Source organism: Janthinobacterium sp. AD80 (assembly GCF_002878455.1).
Lineage (GTDB): Bacteria > Pseudomonadota > Gammaproteobacteria > Burkholderiales > Burkholderiaceae_D > Janthinobacterium.
Map to the genome: position 1 here is coordinate 1 of NZ_NRDQ01000052.1, position 25,477 is coordinate 25,477.

General features: G+C 60.9%; 22 protein-coding genes and 2 rRNA genes. 11 read left to right on the forward strand and 13 right to left on the reverse strand.

The genetic code is table 11. The annotated features are described in order from the left end of the window. A 23S ribosomal RNA gene (locus JaAD80_RS12060) occupies positions 1-198 on the forward strand; the annotation flags it as partial. A 139-nt stretch (positions 199-337) separates the two neighbouring features. Continuing rightward, positions 338-450 (forward strand): 5S ribosomal RNA (rrf, locus tag JaAD80_RS12065). Positions 451-724: 274 nt separating this feature from the next. Here the strand turns inward: rrf and dacB are convergent. Continuing rightward, a complete protein-coding gene (gene dacB, locus JaAD80_RS12070) occupies positions 725-2,227 on the reverse strand; it encodes a D-alanyl-D-alanine carboxypeptidase/D-alanyl-D-alanine-endopeptidase (RefSeq protein ID WP_102294383.1) in 1,503 nt (500 codons plus the stop codon). A gap of 8 nt (positions 2,228-2,235) precedes the next feature. Next, positions 2,236-3,474: a nucleoside recognition domain-containing protein gene (locus JaAD80_RS12075; protein WP_034753725.1), complete on the reverse strand. Its 1,239-nt coding sequence runs from the start codon at positions 3,472-3,474 to the stop codon at positions 2,236-2,238. A gap of 214 nt (positions 3,475-3,688) precedes the next feature. Between JaAD80_RS12075 and JaAD80_RS12080 the strand changes: the two genes are divergently transcribed. The 4 genes from JaAD80_RS12080 (at position 3,689) to JaAD80_RS12095 (ending at position 10,628) form a co-directional block, all read left to right on the forward strand. Further along, positions 3,689-5,494: an ABC transporter substrate-binding protein gene (locus JaAD80_RS12080; protein ID WP_180979397.1), complete on the forward strand. Its 1,806-nt coding sequence runs from the start codon at positions 3,689-3,691 to the stop codon at positions 5,492-5,494. Positions 5,495-5,795: 301 nt separating this feature from the next. After that, entirely contained in the window at positions 5,796-8,465 is a 2,670-nt protein-coding gene (locus tag JaAD80_RS12085) for a TonB-dependent receptor (RefSeq protein ID WP_102294384.1), read from the forward strand. Positions 8,466-8,552: 87 nt separating this feature from the next. Continuing rightward, positions 8,553-9,632 (forward strand): LD-carboxypeptidase, encoded by a 1,080-nt coding sequence (locus JaAD80_RS12090; RefSeq protein WP_102294385.1) that lies wholly within the window; start codon positions 8,553-8,555, stop codon positions 9,630-9,632. Positions 9,633-9,734: 102 nt separating this feature from the next. Next, on the forward strand, positions 9,735-10,628 hold the full coding sequence (locus JaAD80_RS12095; protein ID WP_102294386.1) for a YihY/virulence factor BrkB family protein: 894 nt from the start codon (positions 9,735-9,737) through the stop codon (positions 10,626-10,628). Between the two features lie 470 nt (positions 10,629-11,098). On the opposite strand, the gene JaAD80_RS12100 is transcribed toward JaAD80_RS12095, so the two are convergent. The 6 genes from JaAD80_RS12100 to JaAD80_RS12125 form a co-directional block, all read right to left on the reverse strand. Further along, the gene (locus tag JaAD80_RS12100) at positions 11,099-12,226 is read right to left on the reverse strand and encodes an acyl-CoA dehydrogenase family protein (RefSeq protein ID WP_102294387.1); all 1,128 of its coding nucleotides are present in this window, start codon (positions 12,224-12,226) and stop codon (positions 11,099-11,101) included. Positions 12,227-12,264: 38 nt separating this feature from the next. Further along, positions 12,265-12,933, reverse strand: a complete 669-nt coding sequence (locus JaAD80_RS12105; RefSeq protein ID WP_102294388.1) for an SDR family oxidoreductase — start codon at positions 12,931-12,933, stop codon at positions 12,265-12,267. 73 nt (positions 12,934-13,006) lie between these two features. After that, entirely contained in the window at positions 13,007-14,203 is a 1,197-nt protein-coding gene (locus JaAD80_RS12110; RefSeq protein WP_102294389.1) for an acetyl-CoA C-acyltransferase, read from the reverse strand. Further along, entirely contained in the window at positions 14,196-15,992 is a 1,797-nt protein-coding gene (gene aceK, locus JaAD80_RS12115; RefSeq protein ID WP_102294390.1) for a bifunctional isocitrate dehydrogenase kinase/phosphatase, read from the reverse strand. Before aceK ends, JaAD80_RS12110 begins: the two co-directional genes overlap by 8 nt. Before the next feature lie 58 nt (positions 15,993-16,050). Next, positions 16,051-17,235: an isovaleryl-CoA dehydrogenase gene (locus JaAD80_RS12120; protein WP_077398251.1), complete on the reverse strand. Its 1,185-nt coding sequence runs from the start codon at positions 17,233-17,235 to the stop codon at positions 16,051-16,053. Between the two features lie 136 nt (positions 17,236-17,371). Continuing rightward, positions 17,372-17,776, reverse strand: a complete 405-nt coding sequence (locus tag JaAD80_RS12125; RefSeq protein ID WP_102294391.1) for a MerR family DNA-binding transcriptional regulator — start codon at positions 17,774-17,776, stop codon at positions 17,372-17,374. A gap of 911 nt (positions 17,777-18,687) precedes the next feature. Between JaAD80_RS12125 and JaAD80_RS31460 the strand changes: the two genes are divergently transcribed. Beyond that, complete coding sequence (locus JaAD80_RS31460; RefSeq protein ID WP_258002947.1) at positions 18,688-18,900, forward strand: hypothetical protein; 213 nt, start codon at positions 18,688-18,690, stop codon at positions 18,898-18,900. Between the two features lie 246 nt (positions 18,901-19,146). Continuing rightward, a complete protein-coding gene (locus tag JaAD80_RS30700) occupies positions 19,147-19,317 on the forward strand; it encodes a hypothetical protein (RefSeq protein ID WP_180979398.1) in 171 nt (56 codons plus the stop codon). Between the two features lie 178 nt (positions 19,318-19,495). Here JaAD80_RS30700 and JaAD80_RS12135 read toward each other — a convergent pair whose 3' ends face one another. The 5 genes from JaAD80_RS12135 to JaAD80_RS12155 all read right to left on the reverse strand — a co-directional run bounded on the left by JaAD80_RS12135 (position 19,496) and on the right by JaAD80_RS12155 (position 23,819). Further along, positions 19,496-20,110: a UbiX family flavin prenyltransferase gene (locus JaAD80_RS12135; protein ID WP_102294392.1), complete on the reverse strand. Its 615-nt coding sequence runs from the start codon at positions 20,108-20,110 to the stop codon at positions 19,496-19,498. After that, positions 20,103-20,414 carry a Grx4 family monothiol glutaredoxin gene (gene grxD / locus JaAD80_RS12140; RefSeq protein WP_010402157.1) on the reverse strand — a complete coding sequence of 104 codons (312 nt, stop codon included), beginning with the start codon at positions 20,412-20,414 and terminating at the stop codon, positions 20,103-20,105. Before grxD ends, JaAD80_RS12135 begins: the two co-directional genes overlap by 8 nt. Before the next feature lie 105 nt (positions 20,415-20,519). After that, positions 20,520-20,990, reverse strand: a complete 471-nt coding sequence (locus tag JaAD80_RS12145; RefSeq protein WP_102294393.1) for a GNAT family N-acetyltransferase — start codon at positions 20,988-20,990, stop codon at positions 20,520-20,522. Positions 20,991-20,995: 5 nt separating this feature from the next. After that, positions 20,996-23,344, reverse strand: a complete 2,349-nt coding sequence (locus tag JaAD80_RS12150; protein WP_102294394.1) for a Tex family protein — start codon at positions 23,342-23,344, stop codon at positions 20,996-20,998. Positions 23,345-23,438: 94 nt separating this feature from the next. Then, a complete protein-coding gene (locus JaAD80_RS12155; RefSeq protein ID WP_102294395.1) occupies positions 23,439-23,819 on the reverse strand; it encodes a hypothetical protein in 381 nt (126 codons plus the stop codon). Between the two features lie 192 nt (positions 23,820-24,011). Between JaAD80_RS12155 and JaAD80_RS12160 the strand changes: the two genes are divergently transcribed. From JaAD80_RS12160 to JaAD80_RS12170, 3 genes are all read left to right on the forward strand, one after another. After that, on the forward strand, positions 24,012-24,743 hold the full coding sequence (locus tag JaAD80_RS12160) for a secretin and TonB N-terminal domain-containing protein (protein ID WP_180979399.1): 732 nt from the start codon (positions 24,012-24,014) through the stop codon (positions 24,741-24,743). Between the two features lie 2 nt (positions 24,744-24,745). Further along, positions 24,746-25,303: an RNA polymerase sigma factor gene (locus JaAD80_RS12165; protein WP_102294397.1), complete on the forward strand. Its 558-nt coding sequence runs from the start codon at positions 24,746-24,748 to the stop codon at positions 25,301-25,303. Next, on the forward strand, positions 25,296-25,477 hold a 182-nt coding region (locus tag JaAD80_RS12170; RefSeq protein ID WP_219726815.1), incomplete at its 3' end, for a DUF4880 domain-containing protein. The genes JaAD80_RS12165 and JaAD80_RS12170, both read left to right, overlap by 8 nt.

A 25,477-nucleotide genomic window follows, 5' to 3' on the forward strand; every position in this document is an offset into this window, starting at 1 on the left:
GTGGCATTGCCGGGTAGCTAAGTTCGGAAGAGATAACCGCTGAAAGCATCTAAGCGGGAAACTTGCCTTGAGATGAGATTTCCCAGAGCCTTGAGCTCTTTGAAGGGTCGTTCGAGACCAGGACGTTGATAGGCTGGGTGTGGAAGTGCAGTAATGCATTAAGCTAACCAGTACTAATTGCCCGTACGGCTTGTCCCTATAACCTTAGCAGGTACAGAGGATAAGACGGTACAACGTTGCGTGTGTGTTGATACAACCAGTCATTACCCCAATCTTTGCTTCTTCCAGATTCATGGCCTTGTCGTCCTACAGGAGACAAGCGTCAGTACAAGTTATGCCTGATGACCATAGCAAGTTGGTCCCACCCCTTCCCATCCCGAACAGGACCGTGAAACAACTTTGCGCCGATGATAGTGCTGCAACCAGTGTGAAAGTAGGTTATCGTCAGGCTTGTTATTCGCAGTAGAGAAAAACCCGTCAAGCAATTGGCGGGTTTTTTTCGTCTGGTGGTTTTGTTTGCGTGATACGCCGCAGGTGGTGTCGGCTTACGCGCTGCGCGCTAAGCGACCTACGTCGATTTACCGCTGGCCGGGTCGGGTAGGTCGGATTAGCGCGGCAAGGCCGCGCGTCATCCGACAGCAACGCCAGCCGATCAGGGTAGCCAAACCATACAAAAGACGAAAAAAAGCAGCGCTGCGCGCTGCCTTTGTATCACTGCTGCCTTTTATTGACCGGCCACTACCGGCGCGGCGCCACTCCTGGCGACCCACTCGATCAAGGCATCGACGGCGGCGCGGCCGTTGCCGTTGCCCACCAGGTCGCTATTGATCATGGCCACCACCACGCACAGCTGGTTGTTTGCGTCGGGTACATAGCCAGCGATGGCCACCACATTCTTCAAGGTTCCCGTCTTGATGCGCGCCCGCGCGGCGGCCGGGGTGTTCAGCAGGCGCTTGCGCATGGTGCCGTCGAGGGCGGCGATGGGCAGGCTGGACTGGAACTCGGGCGCCCACGGACTGTACTGCATCGCTTGCAGGACACCGGCCAGCTGCGCCGGTGCAATGCGTCCCGTGCGCGACAAGCCGGAACCGTTGTCGACCAGCATGCCCTGGGTAGCGATATGGTGCCGCTGGAACCATGCATCGATGACTTGCCGCGCCCGATTGGCCGTGTCTTCCGGCGCCGTCATGGCGATGGGACGGCTACCCAGCCAGCCATCGCTTTGCAGGCTGCCCAGGCTCAGAAATAAAGTACGGGCCAGGGTGTTGTCGGACGTTTTGTTGATGTCACGCAGCACTTCCGGCAAGGCCCGTGCCACATGGTCGGCCAGCAGACGCGTGCCGACCGGTTCGGCCGTGGGCGGCAAACCCGTCGCCGGCGCTTCGCGCACTGTGCCCGTGATGGTGCCGCCCAGGCGTTTCCAGGTGGCACGGAACAAGCGCTCCGCATAGTCATTGCGGTCGAGCACATTGACGCTGGTGGACTTGCTGCAATTCTGCGGGAAAGTACCGTGCAGGATGACCTGCAGCTTGCCGCTCGCATCGCGCCGGTATTCGGGCGGGCGCCAGCCATCTTCCCACCTGGCGCAATTGCCCTTGATCAGCTTCATGTCACTGGTGATGCTGACATTCTCCAGCGCCGGCTGCATCTGGAAGGTCAATTTGCGATCTGTCGCGCTGATGTCGATGTCGATCAGATTGGTGTTCAGTAATAAAGCGTCGGGGATGACGTTGTAGCGGAACTCGGCCGACTCATCGAATGGCGGCGCGCCGATATCGGGCCGGGCCGGCTGGAACAGCTGGCGGTCGAGAATCAGGTCGCCCTTGATCTTGACGATGCCCTGGGTACGCAAGGTTTGCAGCATGTGCGTCAGCACGTCCGCATTGAAATCCGTATCGGCGCCGCCGCGCAGGATCAGGTCGCCCTTCAGCACGCCATTGATGACATCGGCGCTGGTGCGCAGCTCCGTGCGGCCGCGGAAGATGGGGCCCAATTGCTCCAGGCCCACGGCCGTCGTCACCAGCTTCATGGTGGAGGCGGGCTGCATGCTGCGCTCGGCTCCATGCGACAGTACGGTGGTGTTGCCGCGCAAGACGACGGCACCCATGGCGTCCTCTGGAATATTCGCGCCGCGCAGCAGCAGGCTGACGGATTCGGGCAATTGCGCCTGGGCAGTAGACAGGCCAAGACCGGCCAACAGCGCAGCCAGCAGAACAGGACGTAGCATGGTGCTCCTTAGTGGAAAAAGACGTAGGCCACGAAGACGGCCGTGATCACGCCAGCCAGATCGGCGATCAGGCCGGCCGTGATGGCATAGCGCGTCTTGCGGATGCCGACGGAACCGAAATACAGGGCCACGATATAGAAGGTGGTATCAGCCGAGCCCTGGAACACGCAGGCCAGGCGGCCGACAAACGAGTCGACACCATAAGTGTTCATGGCATCGATCATCATGGCTTTCGAGCCGGAGCCGCTGAGCGGCTTCATCATGGCCGTCGGCAGGGCCGGCACGAAATCCGTATTGATGCCCAGGTTGGCGAAGAACCAGTTCATGCCGCTCATCAGGAAATTGAACACGCCCGCGTTGCGGATGACGCTGATGGCCACCAGCATGCCGACCAGGTAGGGAATGACGGTGATGGAAGTCTGGATGCCGCCTTTCGCGCCCTCGATGAAGGCGTCGTACACGTTCACTTTCTTGCGCAGGGCGCCGATGATGAAAATGGCGATGACGCTGATCAACACCAGGTTGCTGACCACCTTCGAGACCAGCTCGATTTCCTGTTTCGTCAGGTATTGCGTGAAGTACCAGATCATGGCGACGATGGCGCTCGTCATGCCGCCCATCCAGCCCAGTACGACACGGTTGAGCAGGTTGATGCGCTGCTTGATGGACACCGTGATGATGCCGACCATGGTGGCCACATACGTGGCGATCATGCAGGGAATAAAGATGTCGGACGGATCGGCTGCGCCGAGGATCGAGCGCTGCGCCATGATGGCCAGCGGAATCAGGGTCAGGCCCGAGGTGTGCAGCACCAGGAACATGATCTGGGCATTCGTCGCCTCTTCCTTGTTCGGGTTCAAGGTCTGCAGGCTTTCCATGGCTTTCAAGCCGAACGGCGTGGCCGCATTATCCAGGCCCAGCAGGTTGGCCGAGAAGTTCATCACCATGTGGCCCGTGGCCGGATGGTCTTTTGGAATTTCCGGGAAGATGCGCGAGAAGAACGGTGCGATCACTTTCGCCAGCCAGCCGACAATCCCCGCCTTTTCACCGATGTTCATGATGCCCAGCCACAAGGTCATCACGCCGGCCAGCGGCAGGGCGATATCCATCACGCCCATGCGCGCCGTCTCGAAGGTGCCATCGATGATGCGCTTGAAGATATCGGTATCGCCGAGAAACAGCCACTGCAGCACTGCGGCCAGGAAGCCAACGAGGAAAAAGCCGGACCAGATGTAATTAAGTGCCATATGCGATCAGTTCTGTGTGTCGGGAGTGAAAAATGTCTGCAAACAAAGTATAGGGGCAGCCTGATACGAGTTGATGAAAGAATGCAGCAATCGCATGCCAAAAAGTTATAAGCTGGCAGCCTGTTTTCATTGGCGCCCCGTCGCTTGCCCGCGTAGTGTGGGGGATGCCTGTCGCTTATTGCCGTTCGTTACCCTTGTCTGCACTGGATCACTGATGATGTTTTTACGCAAAACCGCCTGCGCCGCCGGCCTTGCCCTGTTGACGCTGTTCACTGTAGCGGCCCACGCCGCCGCCGATGCCCGCGCGAACAAGACCTTGCACTTGTTCTTGAGCACCAGCGAGACGGGGCTGGACCCGGCCGTGGCCTCCGACCTGGCCAGCCTGAACCTGATGGAAAACATCTTCGATCCGCTCTTGCGTTATGACTACCTGGCCCGTCCGGTACAGCTGCAGGGCAATACGGCGCGTGCCATGCCCACCGTGGAAGATGGCGGGCGCACGTATATCTTTCACTTGCAGCCCGGTATCTTCTTCACCCCCGATCCCGCCTTCAAGGGCAAGCCGCGCGAAGTGACGGCGCAGGATTATGTGTACAGCCTGACGCGGCTGTATGACCCTTCCCTGAAGTCGCCGTGGCTGTTCTTGCTGGAAGACAAGCTGGTGGGCGATGCGGCCCTGAAAAGCAAATTCAGCTATGACACGCCGATCGCCGGCCTGCAGGCGCTGGACAAATACACCCTGCGCATCCGCCTGAACGGCGTCGACCCGAATTTCCTGTTTTACCTGGCCATGCCGGCCACCGGCGTGGTGGCGCGCGAAGTGGCCGAAGCGTATCCTGCGGCGGGGCAGATCGGCAATCATCCCGTGGGCACGGGACCGTTCATGGTGCAGGAGTGGAAGCGCAGCGACAAGATCGTGCTGCAGGCCAACCCGACTTTCCGCCCCACCGTGTTCCATACCCAAGCCAAGGCGCTGGCGGCCCTGCCACCTGACGCGCGCGTCATCGCCACCGCGCTCGAAGGCAAGCGCTTGCCCCTGGTCGAGCGCATCGAGGTGCGCATCGTCGAGGAATACCAGTCGCGCATGCTGGGCTTCCTGAAAGGCGAGTTCGATTACCTGGAGCAAGTGCCCGAATCGATGACGGACATGGTGCTGCTCAATGGTGCGCTGAAGCCGGCGTTGGCCGCCAAGGGCTTGCAGCTGACGCGCTTTCCCGTGCTGCAGACGTATTACATGTGGATGAATATGGATGACCCGGTGCTGGGCGGCACCACCAAGGACAAGCTGGCCCTGCGGCGCGCCATTGCCCTCAGCTACAACAGCCGCGAAGATATCGCGCTGCTGAAAAAAGGCCTGGCCTTGCCGGCGCAATCGCCGCTGCCGCCCAACGTCCTGGGCCATGACAAGGATTACCGCAGCCCCGTCGCCTACGATCCGGCGCTGGCGCGTGCCTTGCTGGAGCGCTTCGGCTACAAGGCGGGTGCAGACGGTTTCCGCACGCAGCCCGATGGCACGCCCCTGATCCTGACCATGCACACGGAGCCGAGCACGGTAGGACGGCTGCGCGATGAACTGTGGCGTCGCAACCTGAACGCCATCGGCCTGCGCGTGGAGTTTAAAAGCGACAAGAAGACGGAAATCATCAAGGCGTCGCGCCTGGGCAAGGTGCAGATGTTCGAGACCAACTGGATCGCCGACTTCCCCGATGGCGATAACTTTATGCAATTGTTGTATGGCGGCAACGTTGGCCGCGCTAACTATGCCCGCTTCAATTTGCCCGATTACAATAAACGCTATGAGGAGGCGCGCCTGCTATCCGATACGCCGCGCCGACGCAGTCTGTACTTCGACCTGTTTCAGCTGATCCACGCCTACACGCCGTGGGTACTGCTGACACATCCCATCTCCGCCGACCTGCAGCAACCGTGGCTAAAAAACTACAGGCGCCACCCCGTGGAATTCACGTCCTGGCGCTACCTGGACGTCGATACCGCCAAGGGTAGCCCCGCAGGCAAGTGACCATGCAGTTGAAAAGGGCATTCATTCCTAAAGGTTATGGTTAGGAAAGCATTTTTCATTGGCTGGCGGCTCGGGCATCGCGCTACTCTGAAAATGAAAACAAATAAAGTCATGCGCAAATGTCATAAAAAAATGTACCGCGAGACAGACAAAGCGACGTGAGAAAAACAGCCTGACTTGATAACTCAAGTTTCGATTGCCCAACAAGGAGAAGACCTGTGAAATTGAAAAAGCTAGCGCAGTTGGTGGCATTGATGGGGGTAGTGGGCCGGTCGCGGCACAGGAAGCGGCGCCGCCAGCGATGCAACGGGTCGAAGTGACGGGCAGCAGCATCAAGCGCGTGGCTAAGGAAGGCGCACTGCCGGTGCAGGTCATCACCTTTGACCAGATCGAAAAGCAGGGCATCACGACAACCGAGCAACTGGTGCGTACCTTGTCGGCGAATGGCACGGGCGCCGATAACATGACTTCGGGCAATAACGTCTTTGGCGCCGACGCCGACAGGGTCAGCGGCGGCGCGTCGTTCGCCTCGCTGCGCGGCCTGGGACCGTCGAGCACCCTGGTGCTGTTGAACGGCCGCCGCATCGCCACGCATGGTGCCAGCGGCAAGTCGGTCGACTTGAATTCGATACCACTGGGCGCGATTTCGCGCGTGGAAATCCTCAAGGACGGCGCTTCGGCCATTTATGGCACGGACGCCATCGGCGGCGTGATCAATTTCATTCTGAAAACTAATTACAGCGGCGTGGAAGCGTCCGTTGCCACCAACGACACGCAAGCCGGCGGTGGCGCCACGCGCCGCGCCTCCTTGTTGGCGGGCACGGGTTCGCTGGAAAGCGACCGCTACAACATCATGGCCAGCCTGACCGTTGACAAGGCCCTGCGCCTGAACGGCAGCGACCGTTCCTTCGTCAACGGCTTCCAGCCGGAACGTGGCCTGTCGCCCGATACCACGGGCACGCCGTTTGCCAACCAGATGGCGGGCACAGGCACGGCGCTGGGCACCTCGTTCCAGCTGCCTGGCGATCCGAATAAATACCTGCAAGCCAATCCGCTGAGCTTCCAGGGCAAGTGCGACAGCATCCCCGGCATGTCGCAATACCAGACGGCACTGTGGAAGGATGTCACCTCGCCACTGCGCACCACGTACTCGTGCGCCTACGACTATGGCGCCGACTATGTGCTGCAATTCCCTGTCGAACGGGCCAATCTGCTGTCGCGCGGCACCTTCCAGCTGGCGCCCGACCACCGCATGTTTGTCGAGGTACTCGGCTCGCGCACCAAGGCCACGGCCATTTTGACGCCGATGCAGGTGCAGGCCACCGTTGCCAACAAGAATCTGTATCCTGTCGGCGGCGCGTATTACCAGGATCTGTCGGCCTACATCCCTTCTTTCGACAACACCAAGCCGATTTCGTATAAATGGCGCGCCAATGACGTGGGCAACCGCACGCAGGAAAACACCACCGACAATGCCCGCGTGCTGGTCGGTTTCGAAGGCAACTTCGGCAAGTGGGATTACAAGGCCGGCATTTCACGCGCCGAAAGTTCCACCAAGACCAAGCTGACGGACGGCTATTCCTACACGGACAAGCTGTATGCGGCGCTGGCGACGGGCATCATCAATCCATGGGTGGGGCCGGGCCAGAGCCAGACGGAAGCGGCCAAGCAATTGATCGAGTCGACCAAGTTCCGTGGCGACTTCCAGCACGGCAAGACGACCCTGACGCAGATCGATGGCTCTGTTTCCGGCGAGCTGTTGCAGCTGCCGGCCGGGGCGCTGGCCATGGCCGCCGGCTTTGATTTGCGCCGCGAAGGCTACAGCTTTGCGCAAGACGTTGACGCCATCCAGATCCTGCTGGCGCCAGGCAATGCATCATTGAAAGATGCCAGCCGCACCGTGAAAGCGGTGTATGCCGAGCTGCTGGTGCCGGTGCTGAAAGACCTGGAAATGCAGCTGGCCATCCGCCGCGACGATTACAGTCTGGTGGGCGCGACGACGAACCCGAAAGTGGCATTCCGGTACCAGCCGGCCGACTTCCTGCTGTTCCGCGGTTCGGCTAGCAAGGGTTTCCTCGCACCCAGCTTCCAGCAGCTGTATTCCGGTTCGCTGAGCCAGGAATTGCCGAACGGCGTGATCGACCAGCAAGGTTGTGCCCAGCATCCGGGCGTGCCCGAATACTGTGCCATCGACCGCCTCGACTATAAAACGGGCGGCAATGTCAACCTGAAGCCGGAAACGTCGAAGCAGGGCAGCGTCGGTTTTGTCATCGAGCCATTCAAGGGATACTCGGCCTCGTTCGATTACTGGGCCATCAACACCAAGGACCGCATCCTGAACCGCACGCCGCAAATCGTGCTGGCCAACTACCAGGCGCTGAACCAGTACATCATCCGCAAGCCGGACGGTACCATCGACTATGTGCAGGCCGGCTGGATCAATGCGGCAGGCAGCCGCGTGCGTGGCCTGGATGTGGGCTTGCGTGGCGAAGGCAAGATCAAGGACGCGAAGTGGACGGCGACCCTGGACGGCACGTATATGGACAGCTTCAAGTTCGCGGAATACCAGGGACAGGAATACCAGGAACTGGTCGGCAAGTTTTACACGCGTGACCTGTACCTGCGCTGGAAACACAATGCCAGCTTTGGCGTGTCGCGCGGCGACTGGAGCGGCTTGCTGATCCAGAGTTTTGCCTCCGGCTACAAGGACCAGGTGCCGAATGGCGGCAAGGGTACGCCGCCGCCGGGCTTCAAGCCTGACGTCTCCAGCTATACGACGTATAACCTGTCGGGCACTTACACGGGCTTCAAGAACACCACCATCACCGTGGGCATCCAGAACCTGTTCGACCGCGATCCACCGTTCACCGCGCACAACGTGGATGAAGTGGTGGGTGCCGGCTGGGACCCGCGTGTGGCCGACCCGCGTGGCCGTTCGCTGTCGTTTCAGCTGAAGTACAAGTTCATGTAAGGCGGCCATGCCGGCGGCGATCCCGCCGGCGTGCTACTCTCAGCGGCGGCGCCTGGCGCCGCCGTTTTTATTCCAGGAAAGGGCCGCATGAGCAGTCAGACCAATCTCAGCCGACGCCGCTTTGGCGGCTTGCTGGCCGCCACCCTGGGGGCGGCAGGCACACCGGCTCTGGCGGCGGCCGCGCAAGGGAAGGACAAACGCATGCAAGCGCAACATTCTTTGATCAAACCGGCGCGCCTGCGCCAGGGCGACCTGGTCGCCATTCTCGCACCGGGCGGTTTTACGGACGAGGACGCCATCGCCAAGGCTGTGCGCAATATCGAATCGCTGGGCCTGCGCGCCAGCCTGGGCGCCAATATTTGTGCCGTGCACGGCAACTATGCGGGCACGGTACAGCAGCGGCTTGACGATCTGCACGCGGCCTTCGCCGACCCCGAGGTCAAGGCGATCTGGGCTATTCGTGGCGGCTCCGGCTGCATTTCGCTGCTGGCGCTGCTCGATTACGCCTTGATCCGCCGCAACCCGAAAGTGCTGATCGGCTATTCCGATATCACGGCCCTGCACCTGGCTATCGGTAGGCAGACGGGGCTGGTGACTTTCCACGGTCCCGTGGCCTCGTCGACGTTTTCCGACTACACGGTGACGCAGCTGCAAAACGTGCTGATGGCGCCGCAAGACAACTACACGATCCCGATGGCGCTGGAGAATCACCGCCGCGCGCAGACGCAGCCGAACTTTGCCATCCGCACCGTGCATGGCGGCCAGGCCACGGGACGGCTGACGGGCGGCAACCTGTGCATGGTCAGCGCCCTGGCCGGCACGCCGTATGCGGCCGATTTTCGCGAGCGCATCCTGTTCCTCGAAGAAATTAACGAAGTGCCGTACCGCATCGACCGCATGCTGTGCCAGCTGGACCTGTCCGTCGGCTTCAAGCAGGCGGCGGCGTTGATGCTGGGCATCTTCGAGCATTGCGAGGCGGCCGAGGGCGACACCTCGCTGACCCTGAACGCCACCCTGGACCAGCACTTGCAGCCCTTGAGCGTGCCGGCCGTCAGCGGCTACTCGTTCGGCCACATCCGCCACCAGTTCACCATTCCGATGGGCATCCTGGCCACCCTGGACGCGGACAGGCAAACCTTGACCCTGCTGGAAGCGGCCGTCACCTAGTCTGTGTTCGCTCGCGCACGGCGCGGCGCGGCGATTGTCAGTATGCTGGGAACCTGTGCGGCAAGGCATCGGGCCAGGCCGGCATCCTTGAACGGTTTTACCATGATCAACCGCCGCGCCAGCGCGTACATTCTCAGCCATCCGCTGGCCTTCGTGCTGCAGGTGCTGAAGGGCTTTCGCGCCAACCAGGGCTTGCTGCTGGCGGGTGCCGTCGCGTATTACTCGCTGCTCTCCATCGTGCCCCTGCTGATGCTGGTGGTGGTGGCCCTGTCGCACGTGATCGCGCAGGATGAATTGCTGCAAACCATAGGCCATTATCTGGAATGGCTGGTGCCGGGCCAGTCAAAGGCCATCGTGGCGGAAGTCGCGCATTTCCTCAACAACCGGGGCGTGATCGGCTGGCTGCTGCTGCTGACCATGCTTTTCTTCAGCTCGCTGGCGTTTACCGTGCTGGAAAACGCCATGAGCGTGATATTCGTTCACCGCGTGGCCATCCGCCGCCGCCATTTCCTGATTTCCGCTATCTTGCCGTACTGCTATATCCTGTGCCTGGGCGTGGGCATCCTGCTGATTACCCTGGTGGCGGGCAGCTTGCAAGTGATGGGCGAGGAAAGCGTGCGCTTCCTGCGCCACGACTGGGGCCTGGAAGGGGTGTCGGGCGTGCTGCTGTATCTGCTGGGGCTGACGGGCGAAATCCTCGTGCTCAGCTCGATTTACCTGGTCATGCCCGTGGGACGGCTGTCGATCACGCATGCGCTGATCGGCGGCGTGACGGCGGCCTTGCTGTGGGAAATCGCCCGCCACGTGCTGGTCTGGTATTTTTCCACCTTGTCGCAGGTGAACGTGGTGTATGGCTCGATGACGACGGCCATCGTCGTCATGTTCAGCCTGGAAATCGGCGCCACCTTGCTGCTGCTGGGGGCGCAAGTCATTTCCGAGTACGAAAGAGTGGCGCGTGGCGGCGAAGAAGACAAGCCACTGGCGCTACGGACTTGATTTAAAGTATGGCTTCAATTCGTTGTTGCATCGCACAAAAAGCTGTGCTATACTCCGTTCAGTGATTGAGATTTGCTTGCAAATAGTCTCACTATCCAGTTTCAGCGCGGCGACCGACAGGTGTAATGTCGATGGCGTGACAGTGCGAAGAAATGGATTTTGTAATTCCGGATACGATGGTCGATTTTACACTTGGAGTCACCATGCAGATAGCATGGGAGTCCGAAAATCAGGAGGCACTTTGCAGATAGCACTGGCGTCCATGACACGATTAAAGCATTGGTAATACATTGGAACGAAGCCCGCGCTAGCGGGCTTTTTTTTCGTCTGGTGGGCGCGTTTATAAACCTACTGCGCAGCCCGCTATCGAATCGGCGTTACTCGCCGTACCAAAGTACGGCTGCGTTACTCAATCCGATATCGAGCTTGCTCGCTACGGTTTCTAAAAGCGCCGAGGCTTTTACTACTTTTTATAAAGCTCTGGCGATCAAGATTTTCTGAATATCGCTGGTCCCCTCGTAAATCTGGCACACGCGCACGTCGCGGTAGATGCGTTCGACGGGGAAGTCGGAAACATAGCCGTAGCCGCCGTGCACCTGGATGGCGTCCGAGCATACTTTTTCCGCCATTTCCGAGGCAAACAGCTTGGCCATCGCCGCTTCTTTCAAACACGGCAAGCCCGCATCCTTCATCGATGCCGCGTGGCGTATCAATTGCCGCGCCGCTTCGATCTGCGTCGCCATGTCGGCCAGGCGGAATTGCACGGCCTGGTGTTCATAGATGGGTTTACCGAAACTTTCGCGCTCGCGTGCATAGCTGAGCGCCGCTTCATACGCGGCGCGCGCCATGCCCACGGCTTGCGAGGCGATGCCGATGCGTCCGCCTTCCAGGCCGGACAGGGCGATCTTGTAGCCTTGTCCTTCTTCGCCGATTAAATTTTCCGCCGGGATGCGGCAATTGTCGAAGAGGATTTGCGCCGTGTCCGACGAATGCTGGCCCATCTTCTGCTCCAGGCCCGCGACGATGTAGCCCGATGAATTGGTCGGCACCCAGAAGGCGCTGATGCCGCGCTTGCCGGCCGCCTTGTCGGTGACGGCCATGACGATGGCCACGTCGGCATACTTGCCGCTGGTAATGAATTGCTTCGTGCCGTTGATTACATACTCGTTGCTGTCGCGCGTGGCCGTGGTGCGCAGGGCCGAGGCGTCGCTGCCCGTGTGCGGTTCCGTCAGGCAAAAAGCACCGAGCATGGCGCCTTGCGCCAGCGGGCGCAGCCATTGTTCCTTTTGCGCATCGTTGGCGTACATCATGGCGATGCTGCACACGGGGCAATTGTTGACGGAGATGATGGTCGACGTGCCGCCATCGCCAGCGGCGATTTCTTCCAGCACCAGGGCCAGCGACACGTAGTCGAGGCCGGCGCCGCCCAGCGCTTCCGGCACGGCCACGCCAAAGGCGCCCAGCGCGGCCAGTTCCTGCAATTCTTCCTTCGGGAAATGATGTTCCTTGTCCCAGCGGGCCGCATTGGGCGCCAGGCGCTCGCGCGAAAAACTGCGCAGCGCTTCCTGGATCATCGATTGTTCTTCATTGAGTATCATGGGACGTCGTCTCGTATTTTTTATAGTGTCTGGCGGAATTACCAGCCGATGGGTTTGCCATCGTAGTTGCGGAACACGGCCTTGTCCGTGGCTGGCAGGCTGGCCAGGGTGGCACGCATGCCGGCAGCACTTTCCTCGGGCGAAATATCGGCGCCGGCGCCGCCCATGTCCGTGCGTACCCAGCCCGGATGGAAGGCCACGCAGCTGACGCCTTGCGGGCCGTACACGAGCGACGTGTCGATCAGCACGGAATTCAAGGCCGCCTTGCTGGCGCGGTACAGCGAACCGCTGGGATTGCCCCGCTCGCTGAGCGAGCCCATGTGCGAGGACAGCACGGCCAGCTTGCCCTTGGCGTTGGCGACCAGCGGCGCCAGTATCGGCAGCAGGCGCATGGCGGCCAGCACGTTGGTGTGCATGACGGCATCGAAATCTTCTTGCGCGGGAAAACCGTCATGGCGCGGGCCATACACGCCCGCGTTGAGGATGGCCACGTCGAGTTTTTCATCGTCGAGCTTCCAGCCCAGGCCGGCGCAGCCTTCCACGTCCGTCACGTCCAGCTGGTGCGCTTCGGCACCCAATTGCCTGAGCGCTTCGCAAGCGTCCGGCGTGCGGGCCGTGGCGATAACGCGCCAGCCATCCTGGCGGTATTGACGCACCATTTCGTGGCCGATGCCGCGCGAGGCGCCGATGATCAATGCGGTTGGCATATGTTTTCTCCCTGAAAATAAAATGAAAGGCGCGCACCGTGAACCGTGGTGCGCGCCCGTGTTCAGGGCTAGCTTATACCAGTTCGATCGCCATTGCCGTCGCTTCGCCGCCGCCGATGCACAGGGCCGCCACGCCGCGCTTGCCGCCGGTTTTTTTCAAGGCGCCCAGCAGGGTAACGATGATGCGCGCGCCCGAGGCGCCGATCGGGTGGCCCAGCGCGCACGCGCCGCCGTGGATGTTGATCTTGCTGTGCGGAATGTCGAGGTCGTGCATGGCGGCCATCGGTACGGCGGCGAACGCTTCATTGATCTCGAACAAGTCGACGTTGCTGCTGCTCCAGCCCGTCTTGGCATACAGTTTTTTGACGGCGCCGATGGGGGCCGTGGTGAATTCGTTCGGCGCCTGCGCATGCGTGGCATGGCCGTGGATTTTGGCGATGACGGTGCAGCCGAGCTTTTTCGCCGTCGATTCGCGCATCAGCACCAGGGCCGCCGCGCCATCGTTGATGGACGAGGACGAGGCGGCGGTGATGGTGCCGTCTTTCTTGAAAGCGGCTTTTAACGTCGGGATTTTTTCCAGGCGGGCTTTTTGCGGGCCTTCATCGATGCTGACGATGGTGTCGCCGCCACGGCCGGACACGGTGACTGGCGCGATTTCCCACTCGAAACTGCCATCCTTGGTGGCCGCTTGCGCGCGTTTCACGGATTCGATGGCAAACGCATCCTGCGCTTCGCGCGTGAAGCTGTACTGGCTGGCGCACTCTTCGGCAAACGTGCCCATCGAGCGGGCATTGCCTTTTTCGTCGCGGCTGTAGGCGTCTTCCAGGCCATCCATCATCATGTGGTCGTAGATCATGCCGTGGCCGATGCGGTAGCCGCCGCGCGCCTTCGGCACCAGGTAGGGCGCGTTGGTCATCGATTCCATGCCACCCGCCACCACCACGTCGGCGCTGCCGGCGAGCAAGGTGTCGTGCGCGAACATGGTCGTCTGCATGGCCGAGCCGCACATTTTCGACAGGGTCACGGCGCCGGTGGAGTCCGGCAAGCCAGCCTTGCGCAGGGCCTGGCGCGCGGGCGCCTGGCCCTGGCCAGCCATCAGGCAATTGCCGAAGTACACGTGTTCAACGGCCTCGGGGGCGACACCGGCGCGCTCGACGGCGGCGCGGATGGCGACGGCGCCCAGGTCGCTGGCGGTGACGTTGGCAAAGTCGCCCTGGAAGGCGCCCATAGGGGTGCGCGCGGCACCGACGATTACGACTGGATCATGCATGGTGGATCTCCGGTAAGTGTGGGGATGAATGACAGAAACGGATGTGTTGCGGATACGGGAAAACGTCCTCGATATGGCCGTCGAGGATGCGCTGTTTGCGCGCCTGCCAGTAGGCGGCCGTCAGCAGGTCGGCATGGTGCTGCAGGAAATAGCGGCGGATGCGGGGATTGCCCAACAGGAAGGTGCCGAATTGTTCGGGAAACACATCGTGCTTGCCGATGGGATACCACGCTTCGGCCGACATTTCTTCTTCCTCCGTGCGCGCCTCGGGGATGACGCGGAACTGGCAATCGGTGATGTACTCGATCTCATCGTAATCGTAAAAGACGACGCGCTGATGACGGGTCACGCCGAAGTTTTTATACAGCATGTCGCCAGGAAAAATATTTGCCGCCACCAGTTCCTTGATGGCGTTGCCGTACTCGACGATGCCATGTTCGACCAGGTCCTCGCGGCCTTCCTTCTCTGCATTGCTCAGCCACATGTTCAGCGGCACCATGCGCCGCTCGATGTACAGGTGATGGATGATGATCTGCTCGTCGTCTTCCTCGACCAGGGAGGGGGCAAAATGATGCAGCTCGGTCAGCAGTTCAGCGCTGAAGCGCGCGCGGGGGAAGGCCACGTTGGAATATTCGAGCGTGTCGGCCAGGCGGCCCACCCTGTCGTGGTGTTTCACCAGCAGATATTTTTCCTTGATCTGCGCGCGCGTGGTTTCCTTGGGCGGCGGGAAAAAATCCTTGATGACCTTGAAGACATACGGAAACGAGGGCAGGGCAAACACCAGCATCACCAGGCCGCGGATGCCGGGGGCGATCTCGAAATTGTCCGATGAGTGTTTCAGATGCTGCAGGTAATCGCGGTAAAACAGCGTCTTGCCCTGTTTTTGCAGGCCCAGTATCGTATAGATTTCGCTGCGCGGTTTGCGCGGCAGCAAGCTGCGCAGGAATTGCACATAGCCCGACGGTACTTCCATGTCGACCAGAAAATACGCGCGCGTAAAGGAAAACAGGATGGCGATCTGCTCATGCTCGCACAGTACCGTGTCCAGCACCAGCTTGCCGTGACGGTTGTGCAGGATGGGCACGACAAACGGATATTCACGGTTGCCGTTGATGCCCTTGCCCACCAGGTAGGCGCCCTTGTTGCGGTAAAACAAGCTCGTCAGGACCTGGATCTGGTGGTTCGGTTCCAGCCTGTCGCCGCCAAACAGCTGGTGCAGCCGGCTTTCCACCTGGATCACATCGCGTTCCAGGTTGGCAAATGCGCAGTCCAGCTGGAAATGCGTCACGCTGCGCCGCAAGGTGGCGCGCAAGCCATCCTTGCCGGGGTAATACACGCGGTAAGTGGGCGACTGCCCGGCCGTTTCGATGTATTCGGTCGAGACGACGGGGCGCACGAAAATGAAATCGTTGTGGAAATAGGTACGGTGCAAGATGTTGCAGCAGACGGAATTGAAGAAGGTTTCCGCCAGTTCCGGCTGCTTGTGGTCGGTCAGCATGCCGATGTAGTGCAGCTTGAGTTCACGCCACACTTCGTCCGTCAACTCCGCCTCCTCGTACTCATCTTCGAGCATCTGCACGCATTCCTGCACCCGCTTGTCATAAAAGTCGATGCGGTCGCGGGCCGCCTGCTGCGCCGCGGCCCAGGCGCCCTGCTCGAAATAGTGCTTGGCCTGCTGGCTGGTGGCGCGGAACAGGCGGTAATGCTTGTCGAAGCCGTCGCGGATGGTGCGCGCGATATCGAATGCAATCTGCGAAGAAAGCAATTTGGGGAAGGCGATTTGCGTCATGTGTCTGCTCGCATGGTTGGCGCATCACCCAGTCGACATCCGCGCACCCGGTGCGTGCTTATTTGGTTTCAGCAAACAATTCACGGCCGATCAGCATGCGGCGGATTTCGCTGGTGCCGGCACCGATTTCATATAGCTTGGCATCGCGCCACAGGCGGCCGGCAGGAAACTCGTTGATGTAGCCGTTGCCGCCCAGTGCCTGGATCGCTTCGCCCGCCATCCAGGTGGCTTTCTCCGCACTATACAGAATGGCGCCGGCCGCGTCCTTGCGCAACTGGCGCACGGCTTCCGGCGTGGTGGCGCGGTCGCAGGCCTGGCCGACGGCGTACACATAGGCCTTGCAGGCCATCATGGTGGAATACATGTCGGCCAGTTTGCCCTGCATCAATTGGAATTCGCCGATGGGTTGGCCGAATTGCTTGCGGTCGTGCACGTAAGGCACGACCAGGTCCATGCAAGCCTGCATGATGCCCAGCGGACCGCCGGACAGCACGGTGCGCTCGAAGTCCAGGCCCGACATCAGCACATTGACGCCCTTGCCCAGGCCGCCCAGCACGTTTTCGGCCGGCACTTCGCAATCCTGGAACACCAGTTCGCCCGTGTGCGAGCCACGCATGCCCAGCTTGTCGAGCTTTTGCGCGATGGAAAAACCCTTGAAATTCTTTTCGATCAGGAACGCCGTCATGCCGCGCGGACCCGCTTCCAGGTCGTTTTTCGCGTACACCACCAGCACGTCCGCGTCGGGGCCGTTGGTGATCCACATCTTGGTGCCGTTCAAGACCCAGCGGTCGCCCTTGAAGTCGGCGCGCAGTTTCATGCTGACGACGTCGGAACCGGCGTTCGGCTCGGACATGGCCAGGGCGCCGATGTGTTCGCCCGTGATGAGTTTTGGCAGGTATTTGGCTTTTTGCTCGGCCGTGCCGTTGCGCTTGATCTGGTTCACGCACAGGTTCGAATGGGCGCCGTAGGACAGGCCGACGGAGGCCGAGGCGCGCGAGATCTCTTCCATGGCGATAATGTGCGCCAGATAGCCCATGCCGGCGCCGCCGTATTCCTCGCTGACAGTGATGCCGAGCAGGCCCATGTCGCCCATCTTGCGCCACAAATCCATGGGGAACTGGTCGGTGCGGTCGATTTCGGCCGCGCGCGGCGCGATTTCGGCGGCGGCAAATTGCTGGATCGCTTCGCGCAGCGAGGCGATGTCTTCGCCGTGGTCAAAGGTCAAGCCTGGGAGATGGAGCATGTCGTCCTCGTCGTTATAGTGTGGCGGTCATGGATGCCGGGTCAGTGAAGCTATGATACTCAGTTGTGACGTTTACGTAAACGTTAAGCAGTGTGCGCAAGGCAGCGCGCGCGGCAAGTGTTTGCCGCCTGCCCGCCTAGTCTGTCTGGGCCTTCTCCATATTCAAGTCCGCCAGCATGCGCGCGCACGCTGCTTCATGCGAGCTGATTTCCGCCAGGGCCATTTCAATATCGATGCGCTGCTGTTCCAGGGTCTGGCGGTGCTGTGCCAGCACGCCCAGGAAGCGGTCCATCTGTGCCCGCGTGTCCTTCGGCGATTCATACATGTCGACCAGGCTCTTGATTTCCGACAGGGCCAGGCCCAGCCGTTTGCCGCGCAGGGTCAGCTTCAGGCGCGTGCGGTCGCGCGGCGTGTAGACACGGTTGCGCCCGCCTGCGCCTTCGCGTTTCGGGCTGAGCAAGCCCTGGTCTTCATAGAAACGGATGGCCCGGGCCGTGATGTCGAATTCCCGCGCCAGTTCGGTGATGGTATAGGTCGTCATGGAGGCGGGCGGTGTTGGTTGCATGGGCGGTCGGTAGAAAGATGGGGCGCTGCAAGGCAGGCAAGGTGGCAAAGTGCCGTTTACGTCAACGTCAATACTATTGTAGCGTGCCTGGCCCATGCTGCAACAAGGAAAAATGCGGCGCCGCTGTGGCAATTTGGTGAATCAGACAACAGTTACTGAAAATAAATTGATTCTTCTCGCACAAACGGGCTTAAGATCGAGAGTTGGTGGCCAACATGACACCAAAAAGAGCTTTCCTGGCGTAACGGCGACAATGTTTTCGCTACGATGGCAGTAACATTTTTTGAAGCCTGAGTTTTGCCAGGCGGCACGCTCGAAAAACAACGTTTCACAATGAAAACGTCGGCTTGTTTGTTTCCATATTGAAAACAGAATGGCGCTTCTGAAAACTTTGTCTATAAGAAATTGTATGACATGGGCATTGCACTTACCGGTAGAGGCGGGCATTATCCGATACCGTACGTTGTAATGCCAAACCGAGGCTTTGAATCGTGCTGCAGTGCGAAACTCAAGGCCAGCCGCGAATTTGACCCGAAGCCACGCAGGATAACAAGAGAAAATTCGGCCCCGTTTTTGCCCTGAAAAGGCCGGCCAGAGTGTTAATTGTCAATTAATGCCATTTTCAAATGTAACAATCTGTATGGTCATTCAAGAAACTGACTTTCATGTTACAACATGAAATAGTACACCTATGAATTCTTCTAACGAACGCGAAAGCTTCAGCCAGCGACTTCAGTTGGCTCTCAAAAACGCCCATTATTCTCCAGACAGCCCGACAAGACTGGCCCGGGAATTCAATATCCGTTTCGACGCGGCGCCCGATTACCGTGCATGCAGCTAGGAAATGGTTGGTAGGTGAAGCAATTCCGACGCAAGAGAAATTGCGCATGATTGCCCAATGGTTGGGCGTGCCGGCGGAATGGTTGCGGTTTGGCGGTCCGGAAAGCGCCACGCCGAATGGCGATGCGGGCAGCGCCCTGTCGCGTTTTGAGTCCGCCGATGTGAAATTAATTGCCGATTTGCAAAGATTAGATGAACATCATCGTCAAATCGCGCGTGAATTTATTCGCATGCTGGTGCGCGTCAACTACCAAAAGTAAGCATCCAGGCCTGTTCAGGCCGGCGCCGTCCGCTTTTCGCTGGCGGCGCATCTTCTGATCTTTTATTTGCGCAGAGTCATACTGGAGACATGATTTTGCCGCACAATAAGACCTCGTATGTTGCGCTGCAGCGGAATTATTTGACAATAATCCTGCCTGCGGCGGCGCAGCGGCCAATACCAGCGCATAATCACTATCAGAAATAGCCAGTTCATCCACTACGGAGCCGAGCATTTGAGCCGTCTTATGAAAAGTAACTACAGCAATACCGCGCAGCTGAAGGACTTGATGACCGTGCCTCCCATGACTGCCGCGCAACATGCGGAAGTGATGCGCAAACGGATCGCCCACCGCAGGATGGTTGAAGAAGCCAGGGATTTGAAGCAGGCCAGTGCCCTGCAATTCGACAAGAGATGAGGGATGCCTGAGCAAAGCTGCTGCGCGTCACGCTTTGCGGCCGGCGATGCTCACCAGCTCGGCGCCCCCGTGCTGGAGCACGGTTGCGCTTCTTGGCCACAAGGGGGCGCCGAGTCTCGCTGCCGCTCGCTACGCTTTTGTCACGCATCGTGACGTGCGTAGTTGCTGATGTAGTCTGTTAGTTTGTTGCTGGCTGGTCTGGAGTTTTCAAACCATTCCACCGCGGCGCCAGGGCGTGCTCGATGCCGAGCAGGTCGATGACGCGCGCCACCGTATGGTCGACCATCTCCGCAATGCTCTGCGGGTGGTGATAAAAGCTGGGTAGTGGCGGGAAGATGATGCCGCCCATTTCCGTCACGGCCGTCATATTGCGCAGGTGCGCCAGGTTGAACGGCGTTTCACGCACCATCAAAATCAGGCGCCGGCGCTCCTTGAGCACCACATCGGCGGCTCGCGTGATCAAATTATCCGACAAGCCATGGGCCACGGCCGCCAGGGTCTTCATCGAGCACGGCGCCACGACCATGCCATCGGACTGGAACGAGCCGCTGGCGATACTCGCGCCGATATCGCGCAGCTTGTGCACCACGTGCGCCTGCGCTTCGATTTCCTTGCGTCCCACGCCCGTTTCCTGGTGCAGGGTCAGTACGGCCGCATCGGACAAGACCAGATGCGTCTCGACGCCGGGGATAACGCCGAGCAATTGCAGCAGCCGCAAGCCATACACTGCGCCCGTGGCGCCCGTGATGGCCACGACGATACGCCGTGGCCGCTGCGCTGGGTGATCAGGCATCCAGCAGGGACTTCAGTTCGCCCGATTCAAACATTTCATTCATGATGTCGGAGCCGCCGATGAACTCGCCTTTGACATACAGCTGGGGAATGGTCGGCCAGTTCGAGTAATCCTTGATGCCTTGACGCACTTCCGGATCATCCAGCACGTTGACGGTAGCGATGTTTTCCACGCCGCAGGCTTTCAGGATCTGGATGGCGCGGCCGGAAAAGCCGCACTGCGGGAATTGGGCCGTGCCCTTCATGAACAGCACGACTGGCGTGCTCGTCACGGTTTCTTTGATCCAGGTTTGTACGTCGCTCATAGCTGCCTCTGATGGGTAAATAAATAGATGGCGTCATTTTATAAGAAAACGCCGGCGCGGGTATGCGCTCAAGTCATAAATCGGGCAAGTCAGCCACGCCGAGCCTTATAACTTCTTGCCCAGACAGGCCGATTGCGCGGCGCCCACGTATTTGCCCCAGGCAATAACGGGTGCATAGCCGTGCCTGGCATAGAACGCCAGGGCGCGGGTATTCGCCACGCGGGTGGACAGGTGCAGGGCCTGGTAGCCATGCAAGCGCGCCTGCGCCTCCACGTGCGCCAGCAGCGCCGCGCCCGTGCCGGTGGCGCCGGGGCGCGCATACATGCGCTTGAGTTCGCCTATGGCGCTGAGCGGATCACCCAGCGGGCGCAGGGCGGCGCAGCCCTGCAGTTCTCCAGCCGTATCGCGGGCGATATAAAAGCCGCCGCGCGGCGTGGCCGCTTCCACGTCGAACGAGGAACGGCCGCTGTCGCCATTGATGCGCAGCAATGCTGCCGATAATTCATCGAGCAGCAGCTGCGCTTCGGCACTGCCCGCGTCCACCGCCAGAATGACAAGGTCATGCCCGGTGGCCATGCCGCTTAACCGCGCAGTTTGGCGAACGCGGCGGCCATGCTGCCCGCCGGTTCCGGCGCATTGCGCGACTGCGACTGGTGCTGCGCCATGCTGCGGCGGTCGTTGCGGTCGCCGCGCTGCTCCGGCTTGCTGCCCGCCTGCGGCGCGCTGTCCGTCAGGCGCATGGTCAGGGCGATGCGCTTGCGCTTCTCATCGACTTCCAGCACTTTCACGCGCACGACTTGCCCAGCTTTCACCACCGTGTGCGGGTCTTTCACAAAGGTGCTCGACAGGGCCGAGATATGCACCAGGCCATCCTGGTGCACGCCGATGTCGACAAAGGCGCCAAAGGCGGCCACGTTGGTGACCACGCCCTCTAAAATCATGTCCGGGCGCAAGTCGCGGATTTCCTCCACGCCTTCCTTGAAGGTGGCGGTGGTGAACTCCGGACGCGGATCGCGGCCTGGCTTTTCCAGTTCCTTCAAAATGTCGGAAATGGTCGGCACGCCAAACGTTTCATCCGCATATTTTGCCGGGCTCAAGGTTTTCAGCAGGGCCGTTTCACCGATGACAGCCTTGATATCTTTCTTGATGTCAGCCAGGATCTTTTCCACCAGCGGGTACGATTCCGGGTGGACGGCCGAGGCGTCCAGCGGGTTTTCTCCGCCCATCACGCGCAAAAAGCCGGCTGCCTGCTCGTAGGTCTTGTCGCCCAGGCGCGGCACGGCCTTCAATGCCGCGCGCGAGGTGAACGCACCCTTCATGTCGCGGTAGGTGACGATGCTTTGCGCCACGCTGGCCGACAGGCCGGAGACGCGCGCCAGCAGGGGGGCCGACGCCGTGTTCACATCCACGCCGACGGCGTTCACGCAATCTTCCACCACTGCATCGAGCGAGCGAGCCAGCTGGCTTTGGCTCACGTCGTGCTGGTACTGGCCCACGCCGATCGATTTCGGATCAATTTTCACCAGTTCGGCCAGCGGGTCTTGCAGGCGGCGCGCGATCGAGACGGCGCCGCGCAGGGACACGTCCATGTCCGGCAATTCCTTCGAGGCGAACTCGGACGCCGAATACACCGACGCGCCCGCTTCCGAGACGACGATCTTCGTCATCTTCGCTTCCGGATGCTGCTTGATCAAGTCCTGCGCCAATTTGTCCGTTTCGCGCGACGCGGTGCCGTTGCCGATGGAAATCAATGACACATTGTGCTTGGCGGCCAGGCGGCCCAGGGTGTGCAGCGAGCCATCCCAGTCGTTCTTCGGCTGGTGCGGGTAGATCACGGCCGTGTCAACGACTTTACCGGTGGCATCAACGACAGCAACCTTGACGCCCGTGCGCAAGCCAGGGTCGAGGCCCATGGTGGCGCGCTGGCCGGCAGGCGCGGCCAGCAGCAGCGCCTTCAAATTGGTGGCAAACACGTTGATGGCGTCGAGTTCCGAACGTTCGCGCAGCGCGCCCATCAGTTCCGTTTCCAGGTGCATGAAGCTTTTTACGCGCCAGGTCCAGCGCGCTGTGTCGGCCAGCCATTTGTCGGCCGGACGGCCTTGTTGCTTGATGCCGAAGCGGGCGGCGATGCGGCCTTCGCACGGGTTGTGCGGCGCATCCCACTTCGGTTTTTCCGCCTCCGTATCCAGGCGCAGGGTGACGTCGAGGATGCCTTCGCGGCGGCCGCGCAGCAGGGCCAGCGCGCGGTGCGATGGCACGGTCGAGATGGTTTCCGAGTAATCGAAATAATCGGCGAATTTTTCGCCTTCGTCCTGCTTGCCTTCCACCACTTTCGATTCGACGATGCCATGTTCCTGCACGTATTCGCGCAAGGTTTGCAGCAAGGTCGCGTCTTCGGCGAAACGTTCCATCAGAATCTGGCGCGCGCCGTCGAGGGCCGCCTTGGTGTCCGCCACGCCCGGGTTGTTGCCGTCGGCACTAGTAAACGCGTCGCGCAGGAATTTGCCCGCTTCCATTTCCGGCGTCAGCTCGGGATTGCCGAGCAAGCCGTCAGCCAGCGGCATCAGGCCCGCTTCGATGGCGATCTGCGCCTTCGTGCGGCGCTTCTGCTTGTAGGGCAGATACAGGTCTTCCAGGCGCGTCTTGTCTTCCGCGTGCATGACGGCGTCGAGCAGCTCGGGCGTCATCTTGTTCTGTTCCGTGATCGAGGCCACGATGGCGGCGCGCCGCTCTTCCAGCTCGCGCAGGTAGCGCAAGCGCTCTTCGAGCAGGCGCAGCTGAATATCGTCGAGGCCGCCGGTCGCTTCCTTGCGGTAACGGGCGATGAAGGGCACGGTGGCGCCTTCGTCGAGCAGTTCGATGGCGGCGGCAACTTGCACCGGTTTGGCGGCAAGTTCAAGGGCAAGGCGTTGTTCGATAGTGGGCAGCATGGTTGTTTCCAGAGCGATCAAGCCTGGAATGATACGCAATCGGCGCGATTGCGCAATCTTGACAGCGCAAATGGACTGTGCGTTGACAACAGCGTCAGCGCGGTGGCAGCGGGGGCGGCAGCAGCGGGCTGACGGGCGCTGGCGGCGGCGGGCGCTGCGGCGTGACGGATTTGCCAAAGGCGTTGCCCATGCGGTGTTCCAGCGCGGCGCGGTTGTACAGGCCGAGCTGGTTCGACGGCCGCTGCAAGTTCGTCTCCGCCGTCGACAGGCTGGGCGCTTGCCGGCTGGCGCCCTCGCCCGCAGGCAGCAGTTTTTCATTCATGCAAGCCATCGATTGCACGCGCCGGCCCGCGCTGTCGACGCTGACGCAAGCGCCATCCGTTTTGCCGGGCGTGACGACGACGGTGTGCTCGTCCGCCTGCGCGGGCGGGAGGACGCAAGCAAGGATAAAAACAGACAGAAACAGGCGCGCCATGCTGGCTCCCGCAGCGGTGGAATGAGTCGCCAGCATAGCAAGCCCATGTGTCGCGGCGATGACACACGCGGGCCAGGACGATGACTTCATGTCATGCAGTGGTCATTTTGTGAAGCTACTATCTTGCCATTCTGCCGGCAACATTGCAGACAAGACATCTTAACTGCAGGCTCTCGTTGGTTTCCCTGGAAAATGACACGAACCCACCGCCGCACCGCAACGGGCAACGCCCTGGCCCTGTCCGCCTGTTTGCTGATGACATGGATGACCTTCGTGTGTCCGGCAGCGGGCGCCGCCGATGAGGATGGCCAGCCGGCCGCGACCTTGCGTTTTGACCTGGCCGCCCAGCCGCTTGACGCTGCCCTGGTGGCGTTTGGCGAAGTGACCGGTTATTCCGTGCTGGTCAGCAGCCAGCTGGCGGCGGGACGCATGGCCGCGCCCGTGCGCGGCGACTACACGCCGGCCGAGGCGTTGCAGCGCTTGCTGGCGGGCACGCAACTGGGTGCGCGTTTCAGCGGCAGCAATGCGTTTACCTTGCTGGCGCTGGCTGGTGCAGCACCGGCGCCGGCACTGGCGACGCCGGGCGAACCCGTCGCCGCCACGCCGGGGCTGCAAGCGTATGCGGCTGTGCTGCAGCGTTCCCTCACGCGCGCCCTGTGCCGCTTGCACCCGGATGCCTTCGGCCGCTACCGCCTGGCCTTCCAGCTGTGGCTTGATGAGCGCGGCAAGGTGCGCGAGGTGCATGTGCTTGAACCGAGCGGCGTGGCGCAGCGCGACAGCGCCGTGCTGCAGCGCCTGCGCAGCCTGCTGATGGATGGCGCGCCACCCGTCGGCCTGCCGCAGCCGCTGACGATACTCTTGACGCCGCGGCCCGATCCGGCCGCCGATTGCGCACCGTATCTGCGCCTGGCCGGGGCAGGCTGAGCATGCCGGAATTGCTGAAAGCTACCTTGCGCAAACTGTTCCTGGAACGCTATGGACAGTTTCGCCGCCACCTGCAGCGCCGCCTGGGTTCGGAAGACCTGGCGAATGACGCGCTGCATGAAACGTATTTAAGAGTGGAAAAAATGAACGCGCCCGAGGCCATCAGCTATCCCTCCGCCTACCTGATGCGTATCGCCATCAACATTGCGGAAGATCAAAGGCGCGACAATGCGCGCCTGCTCAGCCTGCCGGATATCGACGAGCTGTACGAGATGGCCGACGAGCTGGCCGACCCGGCCCGCACCTTCAGTGCGCGCGCTGAAATTGAAGAACTGGAACGGGCGCTGCAGGAGCTGCCGAAGCGCCGGCGCGCTATCGTCATCGCCGCCCGCGTGGATCAACTGCCGCACCGCGACATCGCCGAGCGCTTCGGCATTTCCGCCCGCACGGTGGAGAAGGAATTGCGCGCCGGACTCGAACACTGCTGTGAACGCATGGGACGCGATTTCATCCAGCGCTTCGGTCCCGGCGCGGGAAAAACGTCTAGACATCATGACTGAACAAGCGGAAGACGATATGGGTGTCATCCAGAAGGAAGCGCAGGCGTGGGTCGTGCGCCTGGCCTCGGGCCAGGTCAGCGAACGCGACGCGCAAGTATTTCGCCACTGGTGCGGGCGCAGCCGCGCGCATGCGACGGCGTTTGCCGAGGCGCGCGCCGTGTGGGGCGCCATGGC

What these genes read in the sequence shown, in the direction of transcription:
- JaAD80_RS12160 (WP_180979399.1), top strand. Translation starts at nt 24,012, where the DNA reads ATGACACGAACCCACCGCCGCACCGCAACGGGCAACGCCCTGGCCCTG.
- JaAD80_RS12135 (WP_102294392.1), bottom strand. Translation starts at nt 20,110, where the DNA reads ATGCCTGATCACCCAGCGCAGCGGCCACGGCGTATCGTCGTGGCCATC.
- JaAD80_RS30700 (WP_180979398.1), top strand. Translation starts at nt 19,147, where the DNA reads ATGAAAAGTAACTACAGCAATACCGCGCAGCTGAAGGACTTGATGACC.
- aceK (WP_102294390.1), bottom strand. Translation starts at nt 15,992, where the DNA reads ATGACGCAAATCGCCTTCCCCAAATTGCTTTCTTCGCAGATTGCATTC.
- JaAD80_RS12120 (WP_077398251.1), bottom strand. Translation starts at nt 17,235, where the DNA reads ATGCTCCATCTCCCAGGCTTGACCTTTGACCACGGCGAAGACATCGCC.
- JaAD80_RS12125 (WP_102294391.1), bottom strand. Translation starts at nt 17,776, where the DNA reads ATGACGACCTATACCATCACCGAACTGGCGCGGGAATTCGACATCACG.
- JaAD80_RS12110 (WP_102294389.1), bottom strand. Translation starts at nt 14,203, where the DNA reads ATGCATGATCCAGTCGTAATCGTCGGTGCCGCGCGCACCCCTATGGGC.
- JaAD80_RS12155 (WP_102294395.1), bottom strand. Translation starts at nt 23,819, where the DNA reads ATGGCGCGCCTGTTTCTGTCTGTTTTTATCCTTGCTTGCGTCCTCCCG.
- JaAD80_RS12080 (WP_180979397.1), top strand. Translation starts at nt 3,689, where the DNA reads ATGATGTTTTTACGCAAAACCGCCTGCGCCGCCGGCCTTGCCCTGTTG.
- JaAD80_RS12100 (WP_102294387.1), bottom strand. Translation starts at nt 12,226, where the DNA reads ATGATACTCAATGAAGAACAATCGATGATCCAGGAAGCGCTGCGCAGT.
- JaAD80_RS12095 (WP_102294386.1), top strand. Translation starts at nt 9,735, where the DNA reads ATGATCAACCGCCGCGCCAGCGCGTACATTCTCAGCCATCCGCTGGCC.
- JaAD80_RS12150 (WP_102294394.1), bottom strand. Translation starts at nt 23,344, where the DNA reads ATGCTGCCCACTATCGAACAACGCCTTGCCCTTGAACTTGCCGCCAAA.
- grxD (WP_010402157.1), bottom strand. Translation starts at nt 20,414, where the DNA reads ATGAGCGACGTACAAACCTGGATCAAAGAAACCGTGACGAGCACGCCA.
- JaAD80_RS12165 (WP_102294397.1), top strand. Translation starts at nt 24,746, where the DNA reads ATGCCGGAATTGCTGAAAGCTACCTTGCGCAAACTGTTCCTGGAACGC.
- dacB (WP_102294383.1), bottom strand. Translation starts at nt 2,227, where the DNA reads ATGCTACGTCCTGTTCTGCTGGCTGCGCTGTTGGCCGGTCTTGGCCTG.
- JaAD80_RS12105 (WP_102294388.1), bottom strand. Translation starts at nt 12,933, where the DNA reads ATGCCAACCGCATTGATCATCGGCGCCTCGCGCGGCATCGGCCACGAA.
- JaAD80_RS12090 (WP_102294385.1), top strand. Translation starts at nt 8,553, where the DNA reads ATGAGCAGTCAGACCAATCTCAGCCGACGCCGCTTTGGCGGCTTGCTG.
- JaAD80_RS31460 (WP_258002947.1), top strand. Translation starts at nt 18,688, where the DNA reads ATGATTGCCCAATGGTTGGGCGTGCCGGCGGAATGGTTGCGGTTTGGC.
- JaAD80_RS12085 (WP_102294384.1), top strand. Translation starts at nt 5,796, where the DNA reads ATGCAACGGGTCGAAGTGACGGGCAGCAGCATCAAGCGCGTGGCTAAG.
- JaAD80_RS12075 (WP_034753725.1), bottom strand. Translation starts at nt 3,474, where the DNA reads ATGGCACTTAATTACATCTGGTCCGGCTTTTTCCTCGTTGGCTTCCTG.
- JaAD80_RS12145 (WP_102294393.1), bottom strand. Translation starts at nt 20,990, where the DNA reads ATGGCCACCGGGCATGACCTTGTCATTCTGGCGGTGGACGCGGGCAGT.